The organism is Arcicella sp. GW821-FHT09D11 (genome assembly GCF_059416265.1).
This window is the reverse complement of the sequence record NZ_JBWKOV010000001.1, coordinates 946,965-973,681: the sequence shown is the minus strand read 5'-3', so window position 1 is coordinate 973,681 and position 26,717 is coordinate 946,965. Positions and strand designations below refer to the sequence as shown.

Here is a 26,717-nt window from a genome sequence, read left to right as displayed (position 1 = left end):
TATAAATAAAATTTATTTGAAATACTTCTCTCTGCTAACTTTCGGAAAGTTACAAAACTTTCTGAATGTTGCCATACTACAAACTTTTTTGCATCAAAAACTTTTCTTATTTTAGGCAAATATATCATATACCTTAGCCCTAAAAATTTAACAATGAGTAAAATACGAATTCAAACCACTCAGAATGTTGCTTTAGATTTTATACCTGCTAGTCTCGGCGACCGCATTGTGGCTCATATCATCGACTGGCTTATCTTCATCGCTTGGGGCATTGTATGCATATTATTGTTTTCGGGCTTAAGTATGTCGTTTGATAATAATGATATTTTAGGCGTTGTGTTTATCGTTTTATTTCTATGGTTACCTCTTATGTTTTATGATTTACTTTTCGAAGTATTCATGAATGGGCAAAGCATTGGGAAAAGAGCGATGAAAATTAGGGTTATCAACCTTGACGGAACCCAACCAACCTTAGGCGCTTATTTGATGCGTTGGCTATTTAGATTAGTTGATACTGTTCTTTTTGGCTCTATCGTGGCACTTATCACCACAGCTGCAAATGGCAAAGGACAAAGAATTGGAGATATAGCAGCAGGAACCGCGGTGGTGAAATTGAAACAAGCCGTTAGTTTAAAACAACTTCGTCAGGAAAGTTTTAGAGACAACTATCAGGTAATATTTCCTCAGGCTAGTCTTTTGTCCGACAATGACATTACAACGTTGAGAGCAGTATTAAGAAAAGGAGAGAACAATCAGGAATTGATAGAAGAAGCTACTGAAAAAGTAAAAGAAGTAATGGCTGTAGAGTCTGACTTAGACGACTTTCAGTTTTTGAAAAAGGTACTCCAAGATCACACGTATTTGAGTACTATTGAGGACTAGCCTTTATCCATCGTTCGCTTCTGATAAAAGCGGCTTTTGCTAAAAATACTTTTCTATAACCCAAGGGACTTTGATTGGTAATTTGTTTGAACTGTTTATTAAAGTGAGAAATATTTCCGAAGCCACTTTCAAAACATACTTCTGCCACTTGTTTTTCGGTATTGGCTAATAAATTACAGGCATGTTTTATCCGATATTCAGTGACTAAATCAAGAAATGTTTTTTTAGTAATTTTCTTGAAGTATCTACAAAAAGCCGTTTCGGTCATGCTGGCTAAATGTGCGGCCGTTTCTAAATGGAGCTCTTGGGTGTAGTTTTCAATCACATAAGCATAAATTTTATTGATTCTGTCTAAATCTACCGCCGACATTTCAAATTGCTTAGGCTCACTTTCAATCAATTTTAAATCATTAGAAATGGCTATGGTATTCAATAAGTCTAACAAACCGAGCATTCTTTGAAAAGGAGGGACATTCAAAAGAAAAACCATTTCCTTCGCAATGCGGTCTCTTGTTTTTCCTGTAATCTGTATGCCTTGTTTGGCTTTTTCTAACAATATTCTGATGGGTTCTGTCTCTTGATTTTTAAAAAACATCTCTCCCCATACTTCTTCCTTAAACTGGACTACGATTGCCTGAGAAGAGCCTTCTATGCCAATCCCTTCGTTTTTCCAACAATGAGGAATATTGGGACCCAATAAAATCAAATCACCTGCCTGAAAATCAGCTACATTTGTTCCTACAAAGCGTTTTCCTTCACTTTTCTCAATCAGCGTCAGTTCAAATTCTGGATGAAAATGAAAAGGAGCATCAAAATAAGAATAACTAATTTGTTTAAAAAAAATTGAGCTGTTCGATGAATCACTCAACTGTTTTAAGGAAGCCTTCATTTATTGTAATTTTATCGAATTGATTGAAAACCAAAGTTTTAAGGTAAAAATGCACATATTTTACTAAAAAACCATAAAAAATCAATCAAATTGATAAATGATTAATGCTTCGGACATCCACAGTCTTTTTTCTTGAACAAGCCCCACAGAAAACCTTTTTTACGACGGCGTTTTGTTTTAAAAGCAGCCTCTGACTTGCTTTCCGAAATACTTGTTTTTACAGCATTGCTAGTAAAGGCTTCACTCTCAACTTGTACACAAGACAGGAGAACGGTAAAAAGAATTAATTTTTTCATAAATCCTTTATGATTTAATGGAGTTTAAACTTACTATATTTCAACGAAAAAGCCATAACAATCTGTATGTTGCTATGGCTTTTTACTATTTCAACCCTAAATTTAATATTATGTTACTAAAAATAGAGGATTAAAAATCTGATATTTCAAGGATGGGATATTTACCCGCAGATTTTCGGAGATTTTAAACCGCAGATTAACGCTGATATATAGCCAAATCTAAAACGCTCATAGCTCATAGCTCATAGCCCTACTTCAACTTTCCTTTCAAATAGTTAATCGCCAGTGAATAAGCTTCTTCTGAGGCTTCTCTATCAAATTTAGGATTTGATGGATTAGCAAAAGCGTGTTCTGCATCAAAAGATTTTACTTTAATCGCTTTGCCAGCAGTAGCCATATCTTTTTCAAATTGCTCCACTACAGCTTTTGAAATCCATTGCTCTCTTCCTGCAAAAAGACCAAGTACATCACATTGCAATGTTTTTAATTTCTCCACATTTTTTTCAGGCATGCCATAATACATTACACAACCCACTGCTTGTTTGCCTTCGATGATAGCAGATTGTAGCGATAAGCCACCGCCAAAACACCAGCCTACCGAAGCAATTTTAGCTTTTGGCCCTACATACGCCACAGCGCCTTTCATAATTGCCTGCAAACGTGCAGGGTCAGCACCTGCCATCAAAGCACCAGCTTCTTTAGGGTCAGTCGCTACTTTACCATCATACATATCAATTGCAATAACGGTTACATCTTTCAAATCACCATAGAAAACTTCTGACTGTTTTTTGATATAATCGTTCAAGCCCCACCATTCTTGATAGACAAATAAATATTTGTTTGAAGGTTTAACAGATTTAATTAAGTAAGCATTAGCCGTTTTACCATCTGGCGTTTTGAATTCAATCATTTTGCCACCAACCGTACTTACGTGTGTATAAGGAAGTGGCGAAAGGTGAGCGGCCTGAAACTCTTTTGTAGATGCCATTAATTGCATGTCATCTTTAGCCAAAGAACAACAACTCTGAGAGAAACCCATATAAGCTATTGTTGATAATACCAACGTAAAGAATAGTTTTTTCATTGAAATAGATACCTCCAATCCCCGACGGAGTATTTTGTTTTGGTTTAACCAGTTCATCATTGGGGGAAAATCAATCATGAACAATTACAATATCTACTTAACGGATAAAAAGAGAAGATGGTTTAGGCTTAATGATAATTTTAAATTACAAAGACTATTTTCAACAAAAATCATCTTAACGCTCCATTGATGGTTAATTTTGTATTAGGTAATAATTTTTTAATTCTTTGTTCCTCTTCTGAGGATATTTGTCCTTTTAGTTCAAGGTTATCGATAGTGATTTTAGCTAATTCATCTGGAATATGCACTTTGTTCAAGAATGATAAATGTAAATAGTCTATTTTCTGTAATGAATAAATATCATTCGGAATGGTTTCGATATTACTAATCGATAAATCGTCGATGTTTTTTTGATACCTAAACTCAGATTTTTTAGGGTCGAAAGTATTTTTATTATTGATAGCCCAAGCAATTTCGGGCTTTAACGTATAATCACCTTTGTTTTGAGATAAGCCTACAAAACCAGCCCAGAATTCCATTTTATAACTCTTTTTGTGTTGAACATCTTCTAACACAAAAGGCACTTTTACCAATTCAGAAGCCAAGTCATTTATTTTAGCTATCGGCTTTAAGTCTCTCTTTTTGCCTTCTTTGGTATAAGGGAAAAACTTAACAATCCATCCATCAATGGTTGTGGGCGAGCCATACTTTTTTTCAGTATGGGCTTTTACCATATTCATCCAGAAGTCTTTTTTGAAATTTCCTTTTTTCGTTTCAATAATTTGCTTTAATACAGGTTCTAGTTCTGATGTCCACCAAGTTAAATTGTATTTAGCAATATACTTCGTCTTATCAAGCACTTTTTGCCAATCTTCAACGGTTCCTTCTATCGTAATTCTCGGGATACCACACCCTATCAGGATTACTTTATAATTAAAATATTCTTTAACGGTTTCCATCACTGTAATTTCACTCACTATTTTGGTTGTGGGAGTCGTAGTGCTGAAATCTGCTGTGAGGACATCGGTTAACTTATTGCCAGTAAAATCATTAATTTGACTAGTAAATTGTGGAAAAACTGCTTCCCAATTGCTACTAGGGTTGCCGATTTGAATATCGTTTGACATAATATTCAAGTTTTTTTTATCCTCAAAACCTACAATATCTTTTCTGAATGCTTCCGAATTGTTAGATATGTGTCTGGCAAAACCCTGACTAATAAGTAGCCACATAATATCTGGTGAAATCACAAAAGGTCTATGTTCTTTATAAGCCGTTAAAATCCCTGTCAAGAATGGATGTTCTCCATAGGTCACTATACTATCTGGAAGCTGTGAATTTTTTTCAATGTTTGCTTTTAGAAATTTAAAAACATCTTTTGAAGAGGTTTGATACAGCAATTTCTCAGGCTTTGTGAGCGTTTCAATCTCAAAAGTATTGGAGGTTTGCGCCCATGAGGAGAAACAAGCCACAGTCAGAACAGCGGTGATGATTTTTTTCATGTGTTAAATAAAATGATAGAGGAGCGTAAGTTATAATTTATACAAGTTTAACGGTTTGTCGTTAATTTAAGGTATTAGATTTGTTTTTAAATAAAAAGCTAAATAATTAACTGATAATACCAGTAGATAGATAGTCTGTTAAAAAAGTGTTTAAAGGATTTTTTCTAGTTTTAAAATTGTTTTACATTTGAATATAAATTCATTTGAATATAAAACGATTAGAAAAGATGCAGGCAATTTCTAAAATGAATCAGATGCAATTACATCTGTTACAGTTTTTTTCAGAAAAGAATGTTAGTTCTGAAGAAGCAGAGGAGTTACAAAAACTCATGGCCCAATATTATTTTGATAAAGCTGAACAAGAGCTAGAAAGAGTAATGTATGAAAAAAATATTACTCAATCTGATATAGAAGATTTAGCTAATCAACACCTACGTATTCCTTACAATAAGTAATGAGAATTTTAATTGATACAAATTGCTTGTTGATAATTACACCAAAGTCGTCTAAGTATCATCGGCTTTTTAATGCTATTCAATCTGGAGAAATTGAATTAGTTGTTTCTACGGAAATCTTGGCAGAATATGAAGAAATAATAGGTAACTTTTATTCTCCAAACTATGCTGAATTGATTCTAAAAGGCTTAATTAATTTACCAAATGTGATAAAAATTAATCCTATTTATTATCAATGGGGATTAATCACAGTAGATGTTGACGATAATAAATTTGTGGATGTTTGCATAGCATCAAATGCAGATTTGATTGTTACCTACGATAAACATTTTAAGGAATTATCAAAGATTCCATTTCCGAAGGTTAATTACTGTAATTTAGAGGAATTATTTAGTGAATACATGAGAAATTAAAAATACATGAGTTATCTCATTGCGAAATAAAAAAAGGGCAACCTAAGCCACCCTTTGCACTAATAATATCCAATAATCTCTTAGTTAGTTTTCAACAATTCTACTTCAAATATCAAAGTAGCTCCTCCTGGAATATCTCTACCCGCTCCACGTTCGCCATAAGCTAAATGATGAGGTAAAAAGAACTTATATTTACTGCCAGTAGGCATTAATTGTAAACCTTCTGTCCAGCCCGTAATTACTTGGTTTAAGCCAAAGCTGATAGGCTCGTTACGTAAAACACTGCTGTCAAATACTTTTCCATCGATAGTAGTACCATGATAGTGAGTTAACACTTTACTTCTTGGACCACTTGGTTTTGGACCATCGCCTTGTACTAATATTTCGTATTGTAAACCACTTTCAGTTTCAATAACTTCTGGTCTTTTTCTATTTTCTGCCAAGAATACTTCTCCTTTGGCAATTTCGTTCGCTAAGATTTCACTCATGTGTGCTTGTCGAGTATCTGAAAAACTCATTGTTTTTGAATGTTTAATGTATATTAATTTTGTATTGAAACGTTTTTTGAATCCTGTTTGGTTCAAATTTAATGGTGATTGAGTGAATTGTGAATGAGTGATTATATTTCTTTAATCTTGACAGGAAAAATTTACCCGCTGATTTCGGAGATTTAATCCGCTGATTTTCGCAGATACTTTTCGGATAATATCTCCACTATCTGCGGAATTTTTCTGCGATAATCTGCGGGTAAAAGTAAATAATATCAAAGATTCCAAAACCGACAACTTTATTCCACCACTGCAACGCCACCACCAGAATAACTTCTATATTCACCACGATACATCGCATCGGCTGAAACTGGCCCCATTTGGAATTTACCTTTTGAAACCGCTCTTACCAAATAATAGAAAGTTTGTGGTTTGTCAGCTACCGTAGTAAAGAAATTAATTCTATCATCCCTGATGTCAAAATGCTCTGGCGTACTTTGGTCTTTTATCCAAGTCAACTCTCGGTCGGCATTCAATCTTGGGTTCTCAATTTCTAATCCTGCTGGTAACATATCTGTCACTACAACGTTATCCACATTCAGTCCATTCATGGTGGATAACGTAATTTTAACTACAATCAACTGATTTTGTTTAAATTTAACTTCACTCAAAGGCTGTCCCGAACGACTATAAAATTGCTTTCTAACCTTCAAGACATTATCTATCTCTTCATATTTTCCTGATGCACTCAATCCTTCAGCTTGGGCAAAGTAATACAAACTACCTCTGCCTTGGGTACGGATAATAGATTGATTAGCGATATTTTTTATCAATAAATCCTTATTGGTAAAATTACCGACTATTTTTCCATTGCTCGTCAACGAAGCCGTAATGTTGCTGGCATTGGCTTTCTTAGCCAATTTACCTAACGCCAAAAAGGCGAAAGACTGCTCTTGCGTACTTAGCCAACGTTCTTGTTTCAATACCGTCGAAAGCTGTCTTGCCAACGTCGGAATTTGTATATTATTCGGGTCAGTATCAATTAATGTATTTAATACCAAAGCCTGATTACGGATAGGTGAGCTAAAGCTTCCGCCAGATTGTTTTTCTGTTTGTTCAAAAATATAACTTTTTGGCAGAATAGTTGAATAACTTCTTACATCGCCTATCAAACTATAAGCAGAGGCCAAAAGGTACTTTTCATCAATTGTTAATATATTTGGGTTAGCCTTATAATAGTTCATCACTGAACGATTAGGTTTACCAGCCAAAGCCAACACGTACAAACTATAAATGGTTTCTCTGCTAGCAATCACTCTTGTCGTATTACCACCATTCTGATAAATATATTCATAATCGGTTTTCTTCGTATTTGATTGAATGTTTAGGTATTCAATCAGTTTACCTAACGTTGCATTATTTACTTCAAAATCATTCTTTTGAGCTTCTAATAAGAAGTGCATCGCAAAGGCCGAACCCCACCAAGACTCACGGTCACCACCTTGCCAGTACGACATCCCACCGCTTGGCAACTGCATCGTTTCTAGTTTTCTGATAGCCGTTTCTACATTATAACGTGGGTTCAACTGATTATCCCCTGTTTTTAAATAAGGTTTTTTACCAGATTGAATCTGTTTTACCAAGTCGGCAAAATACAATTGTGGAAAAGCCGAAGCTGTTGTTTGTTCTACGCAACTAAAAGGATAATCTAACAGATTTTGAAACTGATTAGTAAATTGTACCATTGGCGATTTACTAAGCGTAATTTCAGTACTTAAACTATTAGGCAAATAATCATTTTCTAAGCTTACCGTAGCCGTTCCTCCACCATTGACTACCCCTGAAACAGCTGTTTTCATCAGAGAAGTACTAGGGCGAATAGTTAAATCTATTTTCTCTGTAAACTTTTCTTTCAAGCCATTTACCGTAACATTTACCACTGCATTGCCCGTCATGGCTCCAGCTTTTACCGTGAAATATGCCCTACCTTCTTTTTCAGCAGGAATCACCAAAGTTTGGACTTTATTACCTACAACACTTAAACCACCTGACAATGTAACACTAGCACTTACTGAAGCATTTTGTTTAGTAGTATTCGTGACATTTACGGGAACTTGAATTTCATCATTAGGCGAAACAAATCTAGGTAAAGCTGTGCTTACTACCAGTGGGTCTGCCACTTTCATATTTTTGGTAACAGAGCCAAATGCCTCGTCTTTATAGCCGATGGCCATAATACGTAAATCGCCAGAGAACTGTGGAATATCAAATTCAAAGGTAGTTTCGCCATTAAAACCTGTTTTCACAATACCAGACCATATCGCCACTAATTTTACCCTGCCATTGATTAATGGATTGACTCTCTTTTCTAAATCATACCCATCACCACCGACAGACGAGCTTCCTGCAATGGATAATTCAGGAAACAAGAAAGGATATAAATCAAAGCTATTTACTTCTAAAGCCTGTTTTTGGTAAAAATGATTGTAAGGGTCAGGTGTTTTGAAATTCTTCAATTGCAAAATACCTTCGTCTACCACAGCAATTGTCACCTCTGTATTGGCCTTAGTTTTAATGGTAACTTTCTGTTTGGTTTTGGAACGAGACTTTTCCACAGCTACTATTTCAATCGGTAATTGATTATCGGTATCTTCGACCATTACAGGAGCATAGCCATGCGCTACCGTGAGAGGAAGATTTGAATTGTCTAGTGGGCGAATCAACGTAGCCGAAATATATACGTTAGGCAAATGTTCTTTGCGAATAGCGAAACTTAATTCAGCCGATTTTTTATCGGTTTCAATCACAAAGTTTTCTAACACATGATTTCTTTCTACCGTAACAATCAATTTACCCGCAAAAGGGGTTTTAAAAAGAACCTTAGCTTGGTCGCCAACATTGTACTTCTCTTTGTCGAACTCCATCACAACCTGTCCTTCATTGTTTACTTCAAAAGAACTATTTTCAGTAGAGCCAAATCCGTAAGCATAGAAGCTTTGTGCCGTCCAAGATTTTGCTCCCTCGCTATGTACCCTTACTTCATATTCGCCCGAAACGGGTGGTGCATAAGCAATGGTTGTTTTGCCATTATCAAATGACAAAGCTCTTGAATAGACCACCTTTGTCTGCTTTTTAGACGAGTATTTTAAGGTATTGTCAGCATTCTTCTGAATAACAGTTTGATATTCAAAACGGACAATTTCTATTTTGCCTTTTGCCGTAGTAGGTTTTCCGTCTTTGTTCAAAGCGACTAATGGAATTTGTACAGGAACATTGGTACCTACATAGGTATCGGGCATTCCGATGCCATAAAAAACAGCTTGTGTAAAGATATCCAATTTCTTCAAGCGATTTACGGGACGACCAGTTTCATCAAAAACCGTTACAAACGTTTTAGATTCTAATATACCCATATTGCTATAAGTAACAGGAATTTGAAAGTTTTCGTTAGCCATACCCCTAGCGTCGGTCACACCTTCACGGGTTACGTCTTCAAAATTGGTGTTGTCTTGAATATCAAATACATAGTCTTTAAAAGCCTTTGCTTCAAAGCGTTTTCTTTTCAACTTAAACTGCATTTCATAGTTTCTATTCGAAGCAGGCGGACCAAACAAATTCAAAGCAGTAGCTGAAATTTGGATAGTTTCACCATTACGATAGAATTCCTTGGCAGACTTCACATCTACCTTGATTCTATCAGGCATAAATTCCTCAATAGAAATATTGCGCGAAGCCAACAAAACATCATTGGCATTCATCACTTCTAGTACATAAGTACCCGTAATAGCGGAGGTGCTAGTTGGGATAGTTAATTCAACCGCACCTTGGCTATTCGTTACTTTTTTAAAGGTTTTGTATTCTCGTCCATTAGGAAGAAGCAACCTGATTTTTACAGGAATTTCACCAACAGATTCCCAATTTTGTTTACGAATAATGGTATTCATATTGATGGTTTCCCCCGGACGATAAATATCACGGTCGCCATATACAAAGGCTTCAAAGCCAGAAACATTGTCACGTTTACCTTCAACATCGAAACGAGAGGTTTCTACTTCCGAACCATCCATTAATAAATAATTAAAGTCATCTTCGGTATGAGCAGAAATCATCGCTACTTTAAAACCTGAAGCCTTTAAATCCTTAAAAGTAACAATGCCTTTTGAGTCCGTTTTTGCGGTTTGAATCGTTTGATTATTGCTCGAAATCAATTTGATTTCTACATCACGCATGGGCTCAGCCGTTTTGATAGCATTGGCAAATACTACCACTTCGTTTTCAGAAGTTTTCATGATTAAACCAATATCCGAAATACTGACAAGCTTAGTAGCATTGTTATAATACTCGTCGTTAGAATTAAGATTTACTAGGTAAATCCCTTTGATATTATTTTGCTCTGGCAACGATAAATTCAAAGCACTCACACCTTTTACCTTGGCAAGATTAGAGGTCTCTATGGTCTTGTTAACAATTACATCAGAGTATTGACCAGCTTCATCCATGTCGTACATGTATGACCCTGCCTTATATTCGCCTGTTTCTTCGTTATAGTCTTGATAGTTTTGATAACGCCCATACTTCATAAAATGCAAAATGTTATTTTCATAAACCTTTGCAATCCTAACATTTACTTTGGGGGTATTTACGATATTTACGGCTATGTTTTTATTCCCTTTTGATGATAAATAAATGGCTTTTGCATTGGTAAACCCTATTGAAGCAGGCATTTTCCCAAAGTACAAATCTTTAGTATATTCATCCGATAAACTAGCACCAAGAATACCCTTAATGGTTTGTTTAATGGTCAGTACATAATTATCACTTTCATTAAAATCACCACGAATGATAAACCCATTTTCTATTGTTTCAACCTTGGTACTTAGGGTTGGATTATTCTTTTCGGGCGTTTTGACTGCAACTTGAGTTTCGATAGGGTTACCTGTAGAATCGTACATAATAACGGCTGCTTCTTCAACTGCTACTTGTTGTTTTTCACCCCCGTCTGTTTCGATAGAATACATTTCTTGCAGGCGCTCAGGCGTTACACTTTGGTTAGTAATCACTTTTACATAACCTTGGTTATTCTCAAAACCATGTTGAATATCTATAATTTCTAATGTTTTTACATCTGGTAAAGTAGTTTCTAAACTCAATACCTCAGTCGTTTCAAAGGTAGAATTTGGCATTGAAAGCCCTTTATCAATCGTCACTTTAAAAGACTTTCCACTGGCTTCCGCTTGATTTTTTAATTTTACTAAAACACTTGCAATAGCTCCAGACTGGGTAATCTGAAAATCTTGATTTTTATCATCATCATCCGTTACCGTCAATGATTTTGCTAATTCTTGTGGGTTCACAGGGTAGTTGAAATTTACTTTCAACATTGCCGTTGGCAAACCATCTTCTCTTGATTTTGTCCAAAACGATTCTACATTTTCTATTTTTAAATAAGGCGTATGAAACTTTATTTTATCAGCATCTAGGCCTAAATCTTTCTCAGCTTTGGTTAAAATACCTTTGCTCACTACAGCCGAATAATCGGTTGCGGCTTCAAAACCCACAGCAGGCGAAAACACTAATTCGTTAGTAGCAGTCCACTTAAATTTTCCTTCGACTTTGGGTGAAAACTCAATCAATGGTTCAGATGACCAAGTATTCAAATCAGCCTCTTTGACTAAATCTTTACTGAAAGTGAAAACAAGGTTTTGGGTGAGTTGTACCTCATCTTCAAAATTCATGCTTTGTATTGTAACATCGCCAAATTTTGAACAAGACAGTAAGAAAAAAAAGCTAAAAAAAAGGAAGTAGATACCCGATTTTGGGCGATTGAAAGAGGTTTTCATAGAGCTCGGCCGATTTAGAAAATCGTAAAACAGAATTAAATGGGTTTGTGAAAATCTGAGAGAAGTTCAGCAAAGTTTAATTGATTATCAATTTTTTACCAATAAATCTTCATTGAAAATTAGTAAACGGCTGAATGCTGTGGATAATTATATTTTTATCCTTATAAGTTTTAAATAGGTGGTCATAAATGTTTGGATTTTAGAGTGAGTTGGATGTGAGAAATTTTAGTAATGTTATGGTTTTTACAGAGAACAACTCCGTTAGGAGTGAAATATCGGTAGAAAATTAATTTATCCTAAAAAGAGTTCCTCAACCGTGGTCTGTGGCACACAGAACACAAGGCAAACTTTCCTTGCGATGATTTTATAAACCAAAATAGACAGTTATTGTGTTCTGTGTACCACAGACCACGGGTTTAGGATAGGTTTTAGGAGCTTTTCTCCCCAATAAATTTTAGTCGATTTGAAAACTCGACCTACTTGATAGTAATAAAAAAAGAGACTATTCTCTAAAGAATAATCTCTTATAATCAAGTTAAATATTTTAAAGGTTAAAAAATTAGTTTACTTTCCAAGTTGGAACTTTTGCTTTTTTAGCAATTCTGTATGAATATCCTAAGCTGATTGAATAATCTGCAAAGGCTGCATCTCCTTGTACATGTACATATTTTGTAGGATCTGTGATTTTAGAATTTTGTAAATTCTGATCAGCAATATCCGCAGCACTTTGAATACGGTTTTTGATAAAGTTGTAAGGAACAAACAAGCTAAATGTATGCTGACCTTTGCGGTAAGTAACACCTGGCTCTACTGCAACTACATATCCTGGACGGCGATAGGCTACTTGTCCACCAAAAGCATCATAAGCAGGAATACCTTCAAATCTACCAGCTAAAGAAAATGCAAAGTTTTGGTTTTTGCCAACTGCTGCCATAAACCCAGCACGAGCAAAATACTGGTCTGGTGAAGCATATACGTTATAGCCTTCTAAACCTGCTTTTGGCGCAGATTTGAATGTACCATTTGATTCTTGTGGACTGAATAAATAATAAGCATTAGCAAACCCATAGATATTTCTGTGAATTTGTCTGAATCCTTGGAATTCTAGAGAAAAACCTACTCCTCCATCACCAGGTTGGATTGCTTGGTCCATTACTGCACTCTTTTTGGTACCGTCAGTTTGCAAAGCATCATCAGTGGCAGTATAGCTTCCTGTTGCTAGTTTAACACCTGCACCAATCATGATATTTCCTTTATGAGCATTTTCTGGTTTGATTAACCAATAATTTGCACCGAAACGGATGTCAGCCAAACCGCCTGCACTTACGCTGTAGCGAGTCAATTTTTTACTTGCCGCATCAGCTGTCAATGTTAAAGTCTGCGAACGTTCAGAATTTACAAACGGGAGGGTAGCATTTACTTGCAATCTACTAGAAACGCCATAAGAAATATTGAAATCTACGGCATGTTGATAAATATTAACCGCGTTACCCAATGTTTCACGTTGAGGTTGTTCCTCTGTTCCAACAAAGTGGCGCCAAGAGTGAAAATAACGGTAGTTAGCACCTACCTGAAATTCTCCTTTTGAAAGATTATAAGAAGATGACGCAGACATGGCATTGATACCACCCATTTGGCGAACAGCAACACAACCTTGAGCATTAGCTTGTTCTTGGATTAACAAAATAGCGCTAGCCGCTAATAATGAGAGTAAAGTTTTTTTCATAGTATTTGTTTTTTGGATAAAATAGAAGAATGTTATTATTCAGTTGTGAATTGTGAGTTAGTGAATTGTCTGTTTCAAAAGAATCAATAGGATGAATAAACGTATATTGTATAAGTTCTTCATCCACAATTCACTAACTCACAACTCATCATTAATTTCCGCCGTCTGTTTTCCCACGGGCTACGGCATAGTCGCCAATTTTCTTTCCGCAAGCTAAGCCTACTTCACTATCAAAGCGATAGTGGATAGCGCCATAGATTCTCGATTCTGATGCTTCTTTTGCCATTGCCTCTAAACTGCTTTGTTGATTAGGGAATATATAAGAAAGCACCGTAGCTGCCGCTGCCGAGAATGTCGCATGACCTGAAGTGAAACTAGGGAAGTTAGGTGTTCCTGTCGCTGTTTTTATACTTGGGTCAACTTGGTTTGGTCTTGGATAGAAATAATAATATTTAGTATCCCAACAACAAACACCTGCATCATGAACAGCAGTATTCATTAAAGCCAATGTCCTTGCCATTCTGATTTCGGAAAAACTAGCATCTCTCAATAAATCTAATGCTATCTGATTCCAGTGTCCTGGAGGTGTCGATGTTCCTAGTCCATCAGCCCAGAATTGTACAATTGACCATTGTTTACGGGTAATGTTTTCTGAGTAATGTTTTACTTCTGCTAAATCTTTCTTGAAAGCATCAGAATCTAATGCTGGAGGAGCGGCAGGACGAATAGCATCACGCGTAGCTTTATCAAAATTCCAAGTTTTTACTTCTCCAAATTTCATTAACATACCTGGACGAGCAGGTACATCTAAGCTTTTCCAAGCCGTTTTAAGTCCTCTGCCTACAGCAGCATCTGCTAATTGTGATTGAATAACTAAGCTTCCACCTGCTGTTCCTGTGCCGTCTGCTTTGGCATAAGCAATAATTTTATCAGCCACAGCCTTGCCTAAAATATCAGCTGCATCAATATCACTTTTTACATTTTTACCTGCCCAAATACCTACTTGACGACCTTCTTCGTATTTATTGTCAATTAATTGTGTTGGATAACTACCTGGGAATAAAAACTTCAATACTCTACTTGAAGCTGCCGCAATAACTGCTTCTTCAGAAGGGTAATCAGGCAAATTATCAGCATCAGTCTTTCTGTTATACTTAAACTTATAAGCCCAAGTTGCCACAAGAGCATCATACTGAGCAACACTAATTAAAGCGTAAGCCCTAGATGCATAAGGAGGATTGGCAAAAGGGAAATAAGGTAACGTATCTGGCTTTGCAGAATTGGGTGCTGAATAAGTACCATTGTCGTTTGGCTCTGGTGCTAAATTGTATCTAGCGATAAGCTCACGAGCAATTTCGTTCCAACGACCTACTGAACCTACTTGCCAATAAGTTAAAGCACTTTTTTGGGCAGCAGTAAGATTGGCTGAAATTTTTTGTGCATCCGCTAATTCTGCCTTGTATTCAGCAGAGCTAGTTTCTTTTGGAGCTGGAATTGTATAGTCTGTTGGCTGACCAATATACATTTTCCAGTTGCCTGCATTAGGTTCATTACTGGTTGGCACTAATGGTTTTAAGGAAGTTCGTTCAACTTCTTTTGAACATGACAAAGCAATAAAGCTTATAAAAAATATGGATAAAATTCTTAATTTCATGATTTTAGGAGATAATTATCAAATCGTAATGATTAAAAATGAGCCTCTATTGACTATTAGATAGACTATTTCTTTTTCTTGAAGTCTACAATATATTGTAGCTGTGCACCATACGAAGCTTCTACTTTTCCTACATTTCGTCCTGCGACAACATGCGAGAAATGACCATTTACTGAAAAGTGTTTGATTGGCGTATGCCAAGTAACAAAAAGACCAATACGCGTCCAGTCCATTTTATTGGCTGGTAAAGGCATATCATAACGACGGATATCTGTTCCCGTCGTTGCCGTAATGTTGTCTATAAAAGCTTCTGCTAATACAGCCTTTTTATTGATACCGACTCTTAATGAAGTACTTACTTGGTCTGGTACAGCCATTTCGTGGCTATATTCAATCTCATTACCAGTATAATAATTGGTTCTATCAACATTCGTTTTACTTCTAGCAATGTAACCTCCTTGAGCCGTTATATGAAAGCCATAAGGTAATAATTGATGAATGATAAGACGAGCAGAAGCCGTTTTGGAATGAAGCCCAATAGAGAACGGTAAAAAGTCTGGCACATAATCCGTAACGGGAATAGAAGCACCAATTACGCCATAAAAACGTAGTTTTTTATACGTATAAAACTTGTATTTTGCTGCAATGCTTAAATCTTGCACCCCTTTCAAGCCCATCATTGTGCCTGCTGAAGCTTCGTTTTCGATATAAGGCAATACGGCAAACACATTTAGTTTTTCGTTAACCCCATAGGCAGCCATAAAAGATGCTGAACGGCTAGTAAGCGTACCAATATTTTGGTTTTCGCGAAGTCTGTCGCCTTCCCAGTATTTATTCCAGGATTCTTTGTCGTAATTAAGTACCAAGCATAGCTCTTTTTTAGCCATCATTAGGCCATCCTGAGTAGTTTGTGAGAAACTGATTTTAGGAGAAAAAAGCAAGTAGCAAAGACAAGTAAGCGTTAGTAAATGTTTCTTCATTTGTAATGATTAGATTCTTTAAAATTGGAAGTCATTCCAAAATTATGGAATAGTAAAGTTAATTCCAAGTAAATAGAAAAATATTGATTCTTTATAGAAAATAAATATTTATATCAAAAAAGTATAAATAAAAATAAACTTATTGATAGTATTGTATAGTACAGTTCACTTTTCGAGGTAATTAGTAGGACTGAAAAGCTTTTTGATAAAAGTTGAATGTAGGGTAAATATTATTTTTCCATAATTATGGAAAATGGAAGATATTGAGAGGTAAGATAGTAGTGTTGAAAGATAACTTATTGACGTTTTTTTAAAGAAGGGTAGAACTATTTTTCACATGTAATAAAATTTTGTGCTACAAAGCATACTAATATTGTTGCGTATTGGGATGGAATGTCTTCCAACTATGCCAAAACTCTTGATAAGCATTGACTTTAGTAAGCGAGCTTCCTTGTCCTTTGTCTAAGGATTCTCCTTTTAAATTAAAATGTGCTTTATCAAGTATCAATGTGTCATTCTTTACCGTAAACTTTGGGCTATTTGCAGGAGCCTTAAATGCAAAGAAACTCTTGTCGTCTTTAGCTACCACCAATACAATTGGCTGTTGTGCGATAGTCGTTTGGATAATTCGCTCCTTCTTTAAACGATTCCAATCAAAAGCTTTACTTTCATTAGCTACTTGAATGCCCACTACCCAAGATTTATTTTTCCATGATAGTGAATCAGTCCCTGTAAGTTGTTTTCTTGACCTCCCAGATTCATATTTGGCGGTACTATCATACTCTTCTTTATATAGTAAATCGGGTTGCATAATTTTGCTATTTGGATACATTTTTAACCAAGTATCTAATGATACTTGTTGAGCTTCAAGTTCAGGTAACATTGTTCCTTTTAGTTCGCCAGTGATGGCTTCACCATTGGCTTGTCGCCACCAACTTTTGGTAGTTTTGTCTTCAAACATGGCATTGAAATGATCCATCCCTACTAGTCTGAATGTTTCAGGTTTGCCATTAACAGTAGGTTCAAAAACTCGCCCAGTTCTGCAAACAGAGCAATAAGTAACCATGATAGGTTTGCCCCCAAGCGTATCACGTACTTGGTGATGATATATAATCAATGAGATAGGATAAGCCTTGGCTTCACCATTCAATGCTACTCCGATAATTACTCTATCTGTTTTAATTTTATTTTCACTGGCAGATTTCATGCTCAGGTGCTCAGTCTGTGCAAACATCGCATCGGCAGCCATTTGAAAATTAAAGGCATAGCATACTCCAGAGGCGATTAAAATACCGACTATCGGCAACCATTTTGAAGATTTAAAAGTTGGCGCAAAACCAATGGCTATCATTAGTCCGAAGCATATTCTAAATATCCATCGCCAAGAATATAAAAAATAAGCGATATCAATGCTTCGCATTTGCTGACTACCCGGCATTGGCATAATGAAATAGACATTCAATATTTCAAAAATAATAAGACCTAAAATGCCTAAATAGAAGAGCTTTTTCATTAGAATTTGTGTCTATGGGGATTTGTATTTTATCTTGAATTTGTTTGATAAGCCATTTAAGTAAAAACTCTACGTATCAAGTTGATATGTAGAGTTTGAAATATTAACCATTTATAAATACTTAATATCTTGAATTAGATTGAGTTTTGTAAAACTTTACACGTCAAAGAACGTGTAAAGTTTGTAATATGCCCAATTCTAATATGTGAATGTCTTTTAATTTAGAGGAAAACAAAAAAAGTAAATTATCTTATAATTATTTTAACTTTATTGATAGGACAAATATAAGGAGTATTTTTAATAAATTCCAAATAAGTGGAAAAATTTTCCGCATAATTGAATGTTTTTTAATATTTCTGCCATTATTTCTACTTTTTAAGCTTCAAAAATGCTGTATGGAGTATTAATATGTTTAATTTCAACTGTTTGGTAACGTTCTGACGATTCTAATTTTTAAGATTGCTAAAAAAGAAAAGCTCTCAAATTTCCATTAAAATGGAAATTTGAGAGCTTGAATAAGGATTAATAAATTTTAACTAGGAGAAGAATTGGCATAACCAGTTTCCTCTGCTATTTTTTTAGCCCTTGCCTGATACATCTCTGGAGCATTTGGTGCAAAAGTACCTAAACCATCCACATAGCGATTAAACATACAAAAAGCCGCACTGATTAAAACAGTATCATGAATCTCAATATCAGTTGCACCCAACTCACGAGCTTTTTCAACTTGGGCGAGACTTACATGCTTTCCGCCTTGCTGAACACTTTTAGCAATACTTAGCAATGCCTTTAGTTTATCTGAGATAGGAGCAGTAAGATAATCAGCTTTTACTTTCGTAACCAGCGTATCATCAGTGGCGTAATACTGTGCTACGGCTCCATGAATATTCTGGCAGAAAAAACAATCGTTTAGCGATGATACAAAAGTGGCAATTAATTCTCTTTCCCCTTTGCTCAAGCCTTCGTCTGTTCTTAATAAGGTTTCTGCCAAAGCGTTGAGTGGACTAGCAGTAAATGGTCTGAAAGCCATTAAACCCCGTATTCCCGGTAATTCTTCGGTTAATGTTATATGTGCCATTTTTTAAGATTTTGTAGGTAAAACATATCCTAAAGTTCCCATGCGCTCGCCCATTTGTGCATAAACTGTTGAATCAGTAGGAGTAAGCGTAGCTAGCCCGTCTACATAGCGATTAAACATACAAAAAGTGGCTGCAATCAATACGGTATCATGAATATCTCGGTCATTTGCCCCTGCTGAACGTGCCAATTGTATATCTTCTTCACTGACAGTTCTAGCATCGGCTTGTACTTTTCCCGCTATCGTTAACAATGCTTTTAATTTATCTGAAATCGGCGCATTTTGATAGTCTTCCAATACTAAATCGACCGTAAGGGCTTCGTCCTGATATAAATACCTTGCTGCCGCGGCATGGCTACACGAGCAAAAAGTACAGGTATTCTTATTAGAAACATACGTAGCAATCAATTCTCTTTCTGCTGGGCTTAATGGAGAGTCTTCTCGCAATAAGATTTGTGCTAATTGATAGAGTGGTTTCCCCGTATCTGGACGATACATTACTAGACTTCTAATACCCGGAACATCTTCTGGAAGCTGAATATGTGGCATAATTTGATTAATAATTGGATAAATTATGAGTTAGATTTTACGATAGTTACTGATACTCCATCACAAAAGATTTATGCTTCAATCTTTTTAGTCTCTTTACTAAAATATACTACTGTTAACGCAATGAGGAAAGTAATAGAAAAAGCCAAGAGGGCATTTCCAATGCCGCCAAATGCTGTTACTAAACTTCCTACAAAAAATACGGCTGTAGCAGTGAAAAACCTGCCAATATTAAAACAGAAACCTGTAGCGGTGGCACGAATTGTTGTTGAAAAAAGCGCAGGAATATAGCTTGATAATGAGCCTTGGCTTATGCCAAAGAATAAAGAGAGCAAAGCAGTTTCAAGATAAATAATGGGAGAGAAGTGGGCATTTGTAGTGAATAATAACAAACAAGCCAAAAAACATCCCGAGAAAGTAAGTATCAAGGTATTGCTAGACCCCATTTTTTTGATTAACAATCCAGAAATCATACCGCCGACAATGCCACCAATGCCCAAAAGCATCATGATAAGTCCGCGTTCTTTTTGACCGTCTGATGACGTACCGATTAATAAACTTTGAACCCATGTAGGTAACCAAGAGAAAATAGCCCATAGTCCAATTAACACGGCACCAAAAATCAATGACCCAATGAGTAGCTTAGGACCATTGGTGTCAGAGAAAATACTTTCTTTATGTTGGTTTTTGTTTCCCTCTTCTGATTGCCAAGAGGAGGATTCGGGTAAGAAAGAGATAATAGTAAAAGACAACAAAATAGGAATAATACCTAGCCAAAAGGATTGACGCCAGCTATTAAAAATTACATTCAAGCCTCCCGTAAGCACAATGCCAATGGGAAAAGAGACCGCTAAAATACCTAATGCCACTGGGCGAGTATCAGTATCCCAGATTTCTGAGATATATACAGTAGTGAGCAATAACACACCGCCAACACCTAAACCCGTAAAGAAACGATATACCAAAAGACTTTCCCAATTAGCTACAAAAACAGTCATTAAAGTAAATACTCCATAAATGCCTGCTGAAAAAGCTAGGGTTTTGATACGACCCACTTTATCGCTAACAACGCCTAATGTTAAGCCTCCGAACATCCATCCAAATATAAATGATGCATTCAAATAAGCGCCTATTTTCCCTAATTCATCTGCCGTAGGCGTTTTGCCTAATAATTCGGGAATGGCAACAGGCAAATTAACAGATATTAAAGTTGCTACTGTGCCACCCAAAAGGTAACAAAGCATGCAAAGCCCAAAGGCTAAAGTAGTACGTGACTGTGTTTTAGGGTTAGTTATTGCAATTGCCATCTGAATAGTTAAAAGGGTTTTGTTAACACTGCCATTAAAGGTTCATCGTTTTTGAATCACAAACAGGAATAGTGTTGTATTGATTTGAGAAAGGCGTTTTCTTAAGATTGATTTTCGTAATGATATTACTGCCTTCTTTTATCTTAATAAACTGGTTGGGTTTAATATTTTTAAAAACCTGTTTCTTGCCAGTGCTAGCCCAAGTGATTTCTACTTCGTCTATTAAATCACTTTGTCCAATACCAATATCTCTTCTTAGGGGTGATGCACCAAAACTTCCGCCCGAATTAACATCTCTGTGAATGACTCTTTTTACACCTTTTTCTCTAAAGCTAATTTTTAGGCGTGTACCTATTGCTGAACGATTGGTTTCATCACCTTCTAATCGAATATTAATCCAACGGTTATTATTTTGACCTGGATTGAGATAAAGGGAATTATTATAAGAATCACCGACATAAGCACCACCTACTTCAATAAAAATATCACTGTCTCCGTCATTGTCAAAGTCTGTAAAAGCTACTCCGTGTCCTTTTTGAAGATTGCCCACTCTGCCACTTACAGTTACATCAGCAAATGTGCCATCGCCCATATTTCTAAAAAGGCGATTTGGAACAAGCGATTTATAGTCAGGATTTCCCGTTCCTAAATACATATCTAGGTAGCCGTCATTATCAATGTCTCCAAAGTTTGAGCCCATCGTGAAAACTGATTTATTTAACCCTGCTTTTTCAGATACATTGGTAAATGTTCCATCATGATTATTATGGTATAAATACATGGTACTGGCTTTGTTCGGAATCCCTAAGGCTTCTGTAGCAGCTGAATAGGCGATAGATTTATCAAATTCATAGCCACAAACAAAGATGTCTGACCAACCGTCATTGTCATAATCCCAAAACCATGTCGGGAAGGTACTTACGCGTACATCTGCTAATCCTGCTTTTTCGGTAACATCTTCAAACTGAGGAATATTATTGCTTAATCCTTTGTTTCTGAGCAATGTTCTTTTGCCTTGAATACCAGAAAGAACAATATCTTGTAAGCCATCATTATCATAATCGGCAGCATGAACGCCTTTTATAAAATCTGAAATCTGGCAATTTGCCTGAGAGGCAACTTCTGTAAAAGTGCCATTTTTATTGCTGATAAATAATTCACAAGGATTGTATTCATCAAGTCCGCCATGTTCATTACCAATGAATAAATCTAGCCAGCCATCATTATTGAAATCTCTCCATACTCCCGTCTGCGTAGGGTGTTCTGAAAAAAGCCCACTTTGGACTGTAACATCCGTAAAAGTATTATCACCATTGTTTCTGAGTAATGAATTGGCTTGTTTACCAAATTTGCCCATCCAAGCACCTCTTAATACGAAAATGTCAATAAAACCATCGTTGTTATAGTCAGCCTGAATCATATTCAAGCCACCTTTAAAACGTCCTAAATCTGAAATAACCGAGCAATCAGTAAAACTACCTTTAGTGTCATTTCTAAAGTAGTGCATCGCACCTTTTAGTCCCCAGTCAGATGTAATAATATCTAAGTATCCATCATTATTAAAATCATCTACTATTACGCCTCCAGCCATATTTCGCTTGTTAAGCCCTAAGTTTGGCGCTATATCGGTAAATGGCTTAATCTCATAGCCTGACTGGTCTTTATCAAGATTTGGAATAAGCCATTGACTAGGAACCTGTGCAGGATATTCACCGAGGGTCATATAAGCAATATTTAATAACCATCTCGATTCATAATCTTCAGGATTTGCCTGAAGCAATTTTTGATATATTTCAATAGCCTTCTGCGAACCTGTTTTTTTCTGATGTACTCCGCTATCTCTAATAGGCATAATACATGACTCTGTAGAATGATTGGTAATACAGTTTTGACGTTCACCCATCCTTAAATATGAAATAGCATAGCTTTTCATTACATCAGCAAAATGTTTATGTTCAGCATCTGTTTTTTCCAATATTTGTTCAAAAGCCTTAATGGCTTCCTCCTCCTTACCGAGTTTCAGAAAACCGTTTGCTCTAAAAAAACTTGCTCGCATTCTGGTACCTATATCAGGGTCTTTTGTTGCTACGGAATCAAAAAAGGCAAATTCAGCTTCAGGGCAAAATGTATTTTCTCCTACATAAAATTTATCATAGGTTGCCGCTAAATGTTTTACCATTTGGTCATTTGAGTTTGAAACCAAACCACAAGATTGTCCGATGAATAAAACTAGACATAGACAAGAGTATTTTAAATATTTAGAGCTCATAATTTTAACAAGGTTTTTAATGTTTATAATTGTAATAGGATTTAGAGGAAGAGAGAATCTGTAAGCTATCTAAATAGTTCATCAAATGTTAGTGAAACATAGTATAAACCACCTACTGCGGGCGAACCATAAGCTTGTACGATATAACTATTCGTCAAATTATTTGCTCCTAATTTTACGGTAGTTTTTAAGGCAGGTACACGATAATTCACTTGCGCGTCTATCAGGCTATAAGCAGGAACATTACCAGGACGGTTTTCATTAAATGTTCCGTACCAATCAAATGATTCTTGCCAGTGCCATGCTACACTGAACCCTAGGCGGTCAGTAATTTTTGAATTGCTAAGGGTTAAGTTAGTCTTCCGACGAGGAGTATTGAAGGCTGGAATATTATTAGGATTGGCATCCATGATGTTGAAGTCAGACCAAGTAGTATTGAAACCAACACGATAATTGTCTGGTAAAAAATAAGTTAACCCCAACGAAACGCCTTGTGAACTTACTTTATCAGCTGCATTGGTATAGAGTTGGAAAGCCTGCGTTTTGCCACCTAGAATATCTTGTGCTGCTACTGAGTTAATCGTTCCGTCTGAATTTAAAACATTACTACTTGGGCGAATTACTACTTGATTAATCAAGAAATCAGTAAATGTACTTCTGTAATAATTTACATCAATTAAGAATTTCTGAGCCAATAAACCTTTGTAACCTATTTCAAAACTTTGTGTTTGTTCAGGTTTGATATAAGGTACATTTGATTTTACAAGCTTACTTTTATTGTTTTCAACTGCCATAGGGAACGCAACGCCTTTCTGTAAATCGCTAGAGAAACCACTCGCAAAAGCACCTACAGAAGCAGCCGTGAATGAATTTTCATAAGCATTTAAGCCTGCACTGTTGGCTGGAGCACCTCCTAAGATAATGATTGGGCCAACGTTTAGCTTAATAAATTGGTCTGGTACAGTTGGGTTTCTAAAACCTGTTTGATACGATGCTCTGAAATTATGATTGCTTGATGGAGAAAACACCGCAGAAGCACGTGGTGTAAAACTGCCATTAAAGTTTTCGTTTTTATCATAACGACCCGATAGTGTTAGTTTCAACTGGTCTTCTAAAATAGATTTAGATGCTTGTGCAAAAACACCATATTCTTTTACAACCACTTTATTGATTTTATCATCAAATAAAGTACCGTTGGTTTCCATATCATATACTCTGTAACTTCCGCCTACTAATAAGTTAACAACTTTCAAGGTTTGGCTTAAATCATACTGAGCATCTATGTGATACAACTTACTATTGCTTAGTACACCCGCACCCCCTAAACCAGCAGTAGCGATGTATTTACTTTTTTGTTGGTCAAAGTCGCTAGAACCTGGTACAAAACGTCCTTGGTCTGCAAAAGCTCTGGCAGCAGTATGGTTTTGACCACCAACACTTGTTACTTTGCCAGTATATGCAGCAGTATAGCGTTCAAACCAAGTAGCATCTGCTTTATCTGGTGTTACTACATTTCCATTTAAGTCTCTCACCCAAGTACGGTTAATAAGCTGACCTAAAGAACGCGTATTGTATGAATTGGTTGATTGTTCAGCAGTAGAATAACCTCTGATAAAAAAGTTTGAACCTCTTAGCTCTACTCTGTGCTGAATCAATTTAAAATCATTTAAAGCAAAACGGCTACTACCTGTATAATTGGCAGTTCCTTGACTATAATTTGCTTGATAGATAGCTTCTAAACTTTCAGAGATTTTATAGTGCAATGCCGCATTCAGTTTAGTAGAATATACGCCATAATTGGCTAAGTCTTTTTCTTCGTAACCAGTACGAGAAACACGTCCGATTCCTGTAATGGTTTGAGCTACCTCGTCCCCATAAATATTCAAGGCATTTCTTCCGGGGTTACTATCACCACGTTGAGCGGCAGGCGTATTAGGGTCGATGTCTGTATAATTGTTAGCATACCAATCTGTTCCTTTCAAGTAAGAAGCATTTAATTTAAACGCAAAACGATTGTTGAAGGCTTTAGCATAACGAAGAGCAAAATCGGTAAATGGTTTTGCACCAGAAGCATTGTCAGAAACATGGTTAATACCCACTTTTGTTTGAACAGATAGTCCTTCGTAAGTAAAAGGATTTTTAGAAGTAGTCATTAATAAGCCATTAAAAGCCACTGGGCCATACAAAGCAGAGGCTGCACCCGGTATTAATTCTACACCTTCAATGTCTAAGTCAGAAGAACCAAAAAGGTTACCCACGGCAAAACCTAAGCCTGGGGATTGATTATCCACACCATCAATCAATTGTAAGAAACGGCTATTCCCTGTTGAGTTGAAGCCACGCGTGTTTATTTGTTTGTAAGTAAGACCACTCGTAACCATATCCAGTGACTTTACATTGACCAAAGCGTCATAAAAACTTACTGAGGGACTTTGCTGAATAGCCTTTGAATCTATTTTTTCGATACTAATTGGTGATTTCAGGATGTTTTCTTCTATTCTCGAGGCAGAAATAACTACTTGTTGTAACAGTTCATCACCAGCTTTGAGAGAAATATTAATAGGATTATTGTCTGTTACATCGATGGTTTGGCGTTCAAAGCCAATCATGGTAAATACAAGCGTAAAAGGAGGTTTTGTGGAAGTTTTTAGGCTAAAAAAACCTTGGGTATTACTAATAGTACCAGTGTTTTTGCCTTTGATGGTAACACTTGCGCCAGCCAAAGGTTTTTTAGTTTCAGCGTCTGTGATGGTACCAGTAAAATTTTGTGCAATTACAGCGATTGAATTAAGTAATATAATGGTTAGCGTAAAGATTTTTTTCATGGATAATAGTTTTTAGATAATTATTGGGTTTTTATTAGAAAATTCGGGAAAGTTCTTACTAGGAATGTGTCTCTTTTTTCAATTGTTCATAGATGGCAGGTACTCTGTTATAACCGTTGGTAGTAATGCGTTGTCCTAGTCTTTCATAAAAAGCAGGTTCTGCTGGCGTTACACTTGCCAAGCCATCCACATATTTGTTGTAAAGGCAAAATAAGGCGGCAATCAACACGGTATCATGAATTTCACGATCAGTAGCTCCTACATTTTTAGCACGCATGATGCTATCAGCACTAACATTTTTTCCATTTTGCTGAACCAAGGCGGCTATTGCTAATAAAGCCTTCATTTTTCCAGAAACTGGGGCAGATTCAAAATCTTGTTTCACCAATTCACACGTTTCAGATTCTCCTAAAAGTATATTGGCTGCCGAGGTATGTGCACTTGTACAAAACTTACATTGATTTTTGAAAGACACCAGTGTCGCAATTAACTCACGTTCACCTTCCGTAAGCGTCGATTCTCCACGTAATAAAATTTGTGTAAGCTCACGAATTGGCTGAGCAGTATCTTGGCGATATTCTAGTAGACCAGTAATGCCTGGCAAGTGGCTTTCTAAAGGGATATAAGGCATGATAATTAGGAATTTATTTTCTTTTCAGTAAAGTGTTTGTGAGCGTATATCGTGTAATATTAAATTGTATATATCACAGAAATATTTGAATAAATTTATTATTCCAAATTTATGGAATAATAACAAATAAATCCAAATATTTGGAATAATAAATTTAAGATATAAGCCGATTATGGAAGAGAAAGAGAGGAAAAGGATATTTTATTCAATAATGATAGAAATTATCAATAAGTTGTAGGCATTATGGGCAAAAATGACGATTTTTGATTTTCCATAAAAAAGGAAAAATATAGAAATAAAAGAGACGCTTTATTAATTGTGTCGGCTAATAAACCG

19 protein-coding genes are annotated in these 26,717 nt (G+C 36.0%); 3 read left to right on the top strand and 16 right to left on the bottom strand.

All coding sequences use genetic code 11. From position 1 onward, the window contains the following. Window positions 1–153 precede the first annotated feature (153 nt). The gene (locus AC07N0_RS04135; RefSeq protein ID WP_494588220.1) at window positions 154–882 is read left to right on the top strand and encodes an RDD family protein; all 729 of its coding nucleotides are present in this window, start codon (window positions 154–156) and stop codon (window positions 880–882) included. Here AC07N0_RS04135 and AC07N0_RS04130 read toward each other — a convergent pair. The 4 genes from AC07N0_RS04130 to AC07N0_RS04115 form a co-directional block, all read right to left on the bottom strand. Further along, complete coding sequence (locus AC07N0_RS04130; RefSeq protein ID WP_494588219.1) at window positions 869–1,771, bottom strand: AraC family transcriptional regulator; 903 nt, start codon at window positions 1,769–1,771, stop codon at window positions 869–871. The genes AC07N0_RS04135 and AC07N0_RS04130 overlap by 14 nt on opposite strands. Before the next feature lie 101 nt (window positions 1,772–1,872). Continuing rightward, complete coding sequence (locus AC07N0_RS04125) at window positions 1,873–2,067, bottom strand: hypothetical protein (RefSeq protein ID WP_492800961.1); 195 nt, start codon at window positions 2,065–2,067, stop codon at window positions 1,873–1,875. A gap of 250 nt (window positions 2,068–2,317) precedes the next feature. Continuing rightward, entirely contained in the window at window positions 2,318–3,151 is an 834-nt protein-coding gene (locus tag AC07N0_RS04120) for a dienelactone hydrolase family protein (RefSeq protein WP_494588218.1), read from the bottom strand. A 170-nt stretch (window positions 3,152–3,321) separates the two neighbouring features. Beyond that, window positions 3,322–4,653 (bottom strand): DUF4419 domain-containing protein, encoded by a 1,332-nt coding sequence (locus AC07N0_RS04115; RefSeq protein ID WP_494588217.1) that lies wholly within the window; start codon window positions 4,651–4,653, stop codon window positions 3,322–3,324. A gap of 227 nt (window positions 4,654–4,880) precedes the next feature. Here AC07N0_RS04115 and AC07N0_RS04110 point away from each other — a divergent pair, with 227 nt between their 5' ends. Together AC07N0_RS04110 and AC07N0_RS04105 are read left to right on the top strand one after the other, a co-directional pair. Further along, on the top strand, window positions 4,881–5,108 hold the full coding sequence (locus AC07N0_RS04110; RefSeq protein ID WP_494588216.1) for a DUF8507 family protein: 228 nt from the start codon (window positions 4,881–4,883) through the stop codon (window positions 5,106–5,108). Then, complete coding sequence (locus AC07N0_RS04105; RefSeq protein ID WP_494588215.1) at window positions 5,108–5,521, top strand: putative toxin-antitoxin system toxin component, PIN family; 414 nt, start codon at window positions 5,108–5,110, stop codon at window positions 5,519–5,521. Before AC07N0_RS04110 ends, AC07N0_RS04105 begins: the two co-directional genes overlap by 1 nt. Window positions 5,522–5,601: 80 nt before the next feature. On the opposite strand, the gene AC07N0_RS04100 is transcribed toward AC07N0_RS04105, so the two are convergent. The 12 genes from AC07N0_RS04100 to AC07N0_RS04045 all read right to left on the bottom strand — a co-directional run bounded on the left by AC07N0_RS04100 (window position 5,602) and on the right by AC07N0_RS04045 (window position 26,381). After that, entirely contained in the window at window positions 5,602–6,039 is a 438-nt protein-coding gene (locus tag AC07N0_RS04100) for an FKBP-type peptidyl-prolyl cis-trans isomerase (protein WP_492800957.1), read from the bottom strand. Window positions 6,040–6,308: 269 nt separating this feature from the next. Further along, a complete protein-coding gene (locus tag AC07N0_RS04095) occupies window positions 6,309–11,744 on the bottom strand; it encodes an alpha-2-macroglobulin family protein (protein ID WP_494588214.1) in 5,436 nt (1,811 codons plus the stop codon). A 664-nt stretch (window positions 11,745–12,408) separates the two neighbouring features. Then, window positions 12,409–13,575, bottom strand: coding sequence for a hypothetical protein (locus AC07N0_RS04090; protein WP_492800951.1), 1,167 nt, complete (start codon window positions 13,573–13,575; stop codon window positions 12,409–12,411). A gap of 151 nt (window positions 13,576–13,726) precedes the next feature. Then, window positions 13,727–15,229, bottom strand: coding sequence for a vanadium-dependent haloperoxidase (locus AC07N0_RS04085; RefSeq protein WP_492800950.1), 1,503 nt, complete (start codon window positions 15,227–15,229; stop codon window positions 13,727–13,729). Window positions 15,230–15,294: 65 nt separating this feature from the next. After that, a complete protein-coding gene (locus AC07N0_RS04080; RefSeq protein ID WP_494588213.1) occupies window positions 15,295–16,209 on the bottom strand; it encodes a transporter in 915 nt (304 codons plus the stop codon). A gap of 367 nt (window positions 16,210–16,576) precedes the next feature. Continuing rightward, window positions 16,577–17,722: a DUF3179 domain-containing (seleno)protein gene (locus tag AC07N0_RS04075; protein ID WP_494588212.1), complete on the bottom strand. Its 1,146-nt coding sequence runs from the start codon at window positions 17,720–17,722 to the stop codon at window positions 16,577–16,579. Window positions 17,723–18,254: 532 nt separating this feature from the next. Further along, window positions 18,255–18,800, bottom strand: a complete 546-nt coding sequence (locus tag AC07N0_RS04070) for a carboxymuconolactone decarboxylase family protein (protein WP_494588211.1) — start codon at window positions 18,798–18,800, stop codon at window positions 18,255–18,257. Between the two features lie 3 nt (window positions 18,801–18,803). Beyond that, window positions 18,804–19,349 (bottom strand): carboxymuconolactone decarboxylase family protein, encoded by a 546-nt coding sequence (locus AC07N0_RS04065; protein WP_492800946.1) that lies wholly within the window; start codon window positions 19,347–19,349, stop codon window positions 18,804–18,806. 71 nt (window positions 19,350–19,420) lie between these two features. Then, window positions 19,421–20,656, bottom strand: a complete 1,236-nt coding sequence (locus tag AC07N0_RS04060) for an MFS transporter (RefSeq protein ID WP_494588210.1) — start codon at window positions 20,654–20,656, stop codon at window positions 19,421–19,423. Between the two features lie 34 nt (window positions 20,657–20,690). Beyond that, window positions 20,691–22,835: an FG-GAP-like repeat-containing protein gene (locus tag AC07N0_RS04055; protein ID WP_494588209.1), complete on the bottom strand. Its 2,145-nt coding sequence runs from the start codon at window positions 22,833–22,835 to the stop codon at window positions 20,691–20,693. A gap of 155 nt (window positions 22,836–22,990) precedes the next feature. Continuing rightward, the gene (locus tag AC07N0_RS04050; RefSeq protein ID WP_494588208.1) at window positions 22,991–25,750 is read right to left on the bottom strand and encodes a TonB-dependent receptor; all 2,760 of its coding nucleotides are present in this window, start codon (window positions 25,748–25,750) and stop codon (window positions 22,991–22,993) included. A gap of 58 nt (window positions 25,751–25,808) precedes the next feature. Next, window positions 25,809–26,381 (bottom strand): carboxymuconolactone decarboxylase family protein, encoded by a 573-nt coding sequence (locus AC07N0_RS04045; protein ID WP_494588207.1) that lies wholly within the window; start codon window positions 26,379–26,381, stop codon window positions 25,809–25,811. Between the last annotated feature and the right edge of the window lie 336 nt (window positions 26,382–26,717).

What these genes read in the sequence shown, in the direction of transcription:
- AC07N0_RS04135 (WP_494588220.1), top strand. Translation starts at nt 154, where the DNA reads ATGAGTAAAATACGAATTCAAACCACTCAGAATGTTGCTTTAGATTTT.
- AC07N0_RS04130 (WP_494588219.1), bottom strand. Translation starts at nt 1,771, where the DNA reads ATGAAGGCTTCCTTAAAACAGTTGAGTGATTCATCGAACAGCTCAATT.
- AC07N0_RS04125 (WP_492800961.1), bottom strand. Translation starts at nt 2,067, where the DNA reads ATGAAAAAATTAATTCTTTTTACCGTTCTCCTGTCTTGTGTACAAGTT.
- AC07N0_RS04120 (WP_494588218.1), bottom strand. Translation starts at nt 3,151, where the DNA reads ATGAAAAAACTATTCTTTACGTTGGTATTATCAACAATAGCTTATATG.
- AC07N0_RS04115 (WP_494588217.1), bottom strand. Translation starts at nt 4,653, where the DNA reads ATGAAAAAAATCATCACCGCTGTTCTGACTGTGGCTTGTTTCTCCTCA.
- AC07N0_RS04110 (WP_494588216.1), top strand. Translation starts at nt 4,881, where the DNA reads ATGCAGGCAATTTCTAAAATGAATCAGATGCAATTACATCTGTTACAG.
- AC07N0_RS04105 (WP_494588215.1), top strand. Translation starts at nt 5,108, where the DNA reads ATGAGAATTTTAATTGATACAAATTGCTTGTTGATAATTACACCAAAG.
- AC07N0_RS04100 (WP_492800957.1), bottom strand. Translation starts at nt 6,039, where the DNA reads ATGAGTTTTTCAGATACTCGACAAGCACACATGAGTGAAATCTTAGCG.
- AC07N0_RS04095 (WP_494588214.1), bottom strand. Translation starts at nt 11,744, where the DNA reads ATGAATTTTGAAGATGAGGTACAACTCACCCAAAACCTTGTTTTCACT.
- AC07N0_RS04090 (WP_492800951.1), bottom strand. Translation starts at nt 13,575, where the DNA reads ATGAAAAAAACTTTACTCTCATTATTAGCGGCTAGCGCTATTTTGTTA.
- AC07N0_RS04085 (WP_492800950.1), bottom strand. Translation starts at nt 15,229, where the DNA reads ATGAAATTAAGAATTTTATCCATATTTTTTATAAGCTTTATTGCTTTG.
- AC07N0_RS04080 (WP_494588213.1), bottom strand. Translation starts at nt 16,209, where the DNA reads ATGAAGAAACATTTACTAACGCTTACTTGTCTTTGCTACTTGCTTTTT.
- AC07N0_RS04075 (WP_494588212.1), bottom strand. Translation starts at nt 17,722, where the DNA reads ATGAAAAAGCTCTTCTATTTAGGCATTTTAGGTCTTATTATTTTTGAA.
- AC07N0_RS04070 (WP_494588211.1), bottom strand. Translation starts at nt 18,800, where the DNA reads ATGGCACATATAACATTAACCGAAGAATTACCGGGAATACGGGGTTTA.
- AC07N0_RS04065 (WP_492800946.1), bottom strand. Translation starts at nt 19,349, where the DNA reads ATGCCACATATTCAGCTTCCAGAAGATGTTCCGGGTATTAGAAGTCTA.
- AC07N0_RS04060 (WP_494588210.1), bottom strand. Translation starts at nt 20,656, where the DNA reads ATGGCAATTGCAATAACTAACCCTAAAACACAGTCACGTACTACTTTA.
- AC07N0_RS04055 (WP_494588209.1), bottom strand. Translation starts at nt 22,835, where the DNA reads ATGGTAAAACATTTAGCGGCAACCTATGATAAATTTTATGTAGGAGAA.
- AC07N0_RS04050 (WP_494588208.1), bottom strand. Translation starts at nt 25,750, where the DNA reads ATGAAAAAAATCTTTACGCTAACCATTATATTACTTAATTCAATCGCT.
- AC07N0_RS04045 (WP_494588207.1), bottom strand. Translation starts at nt 26,381, where the DNA reads ATGCCTTATATCCCTTTAGAAAGCCACTTGCCAGGCATTACTGGTCTA.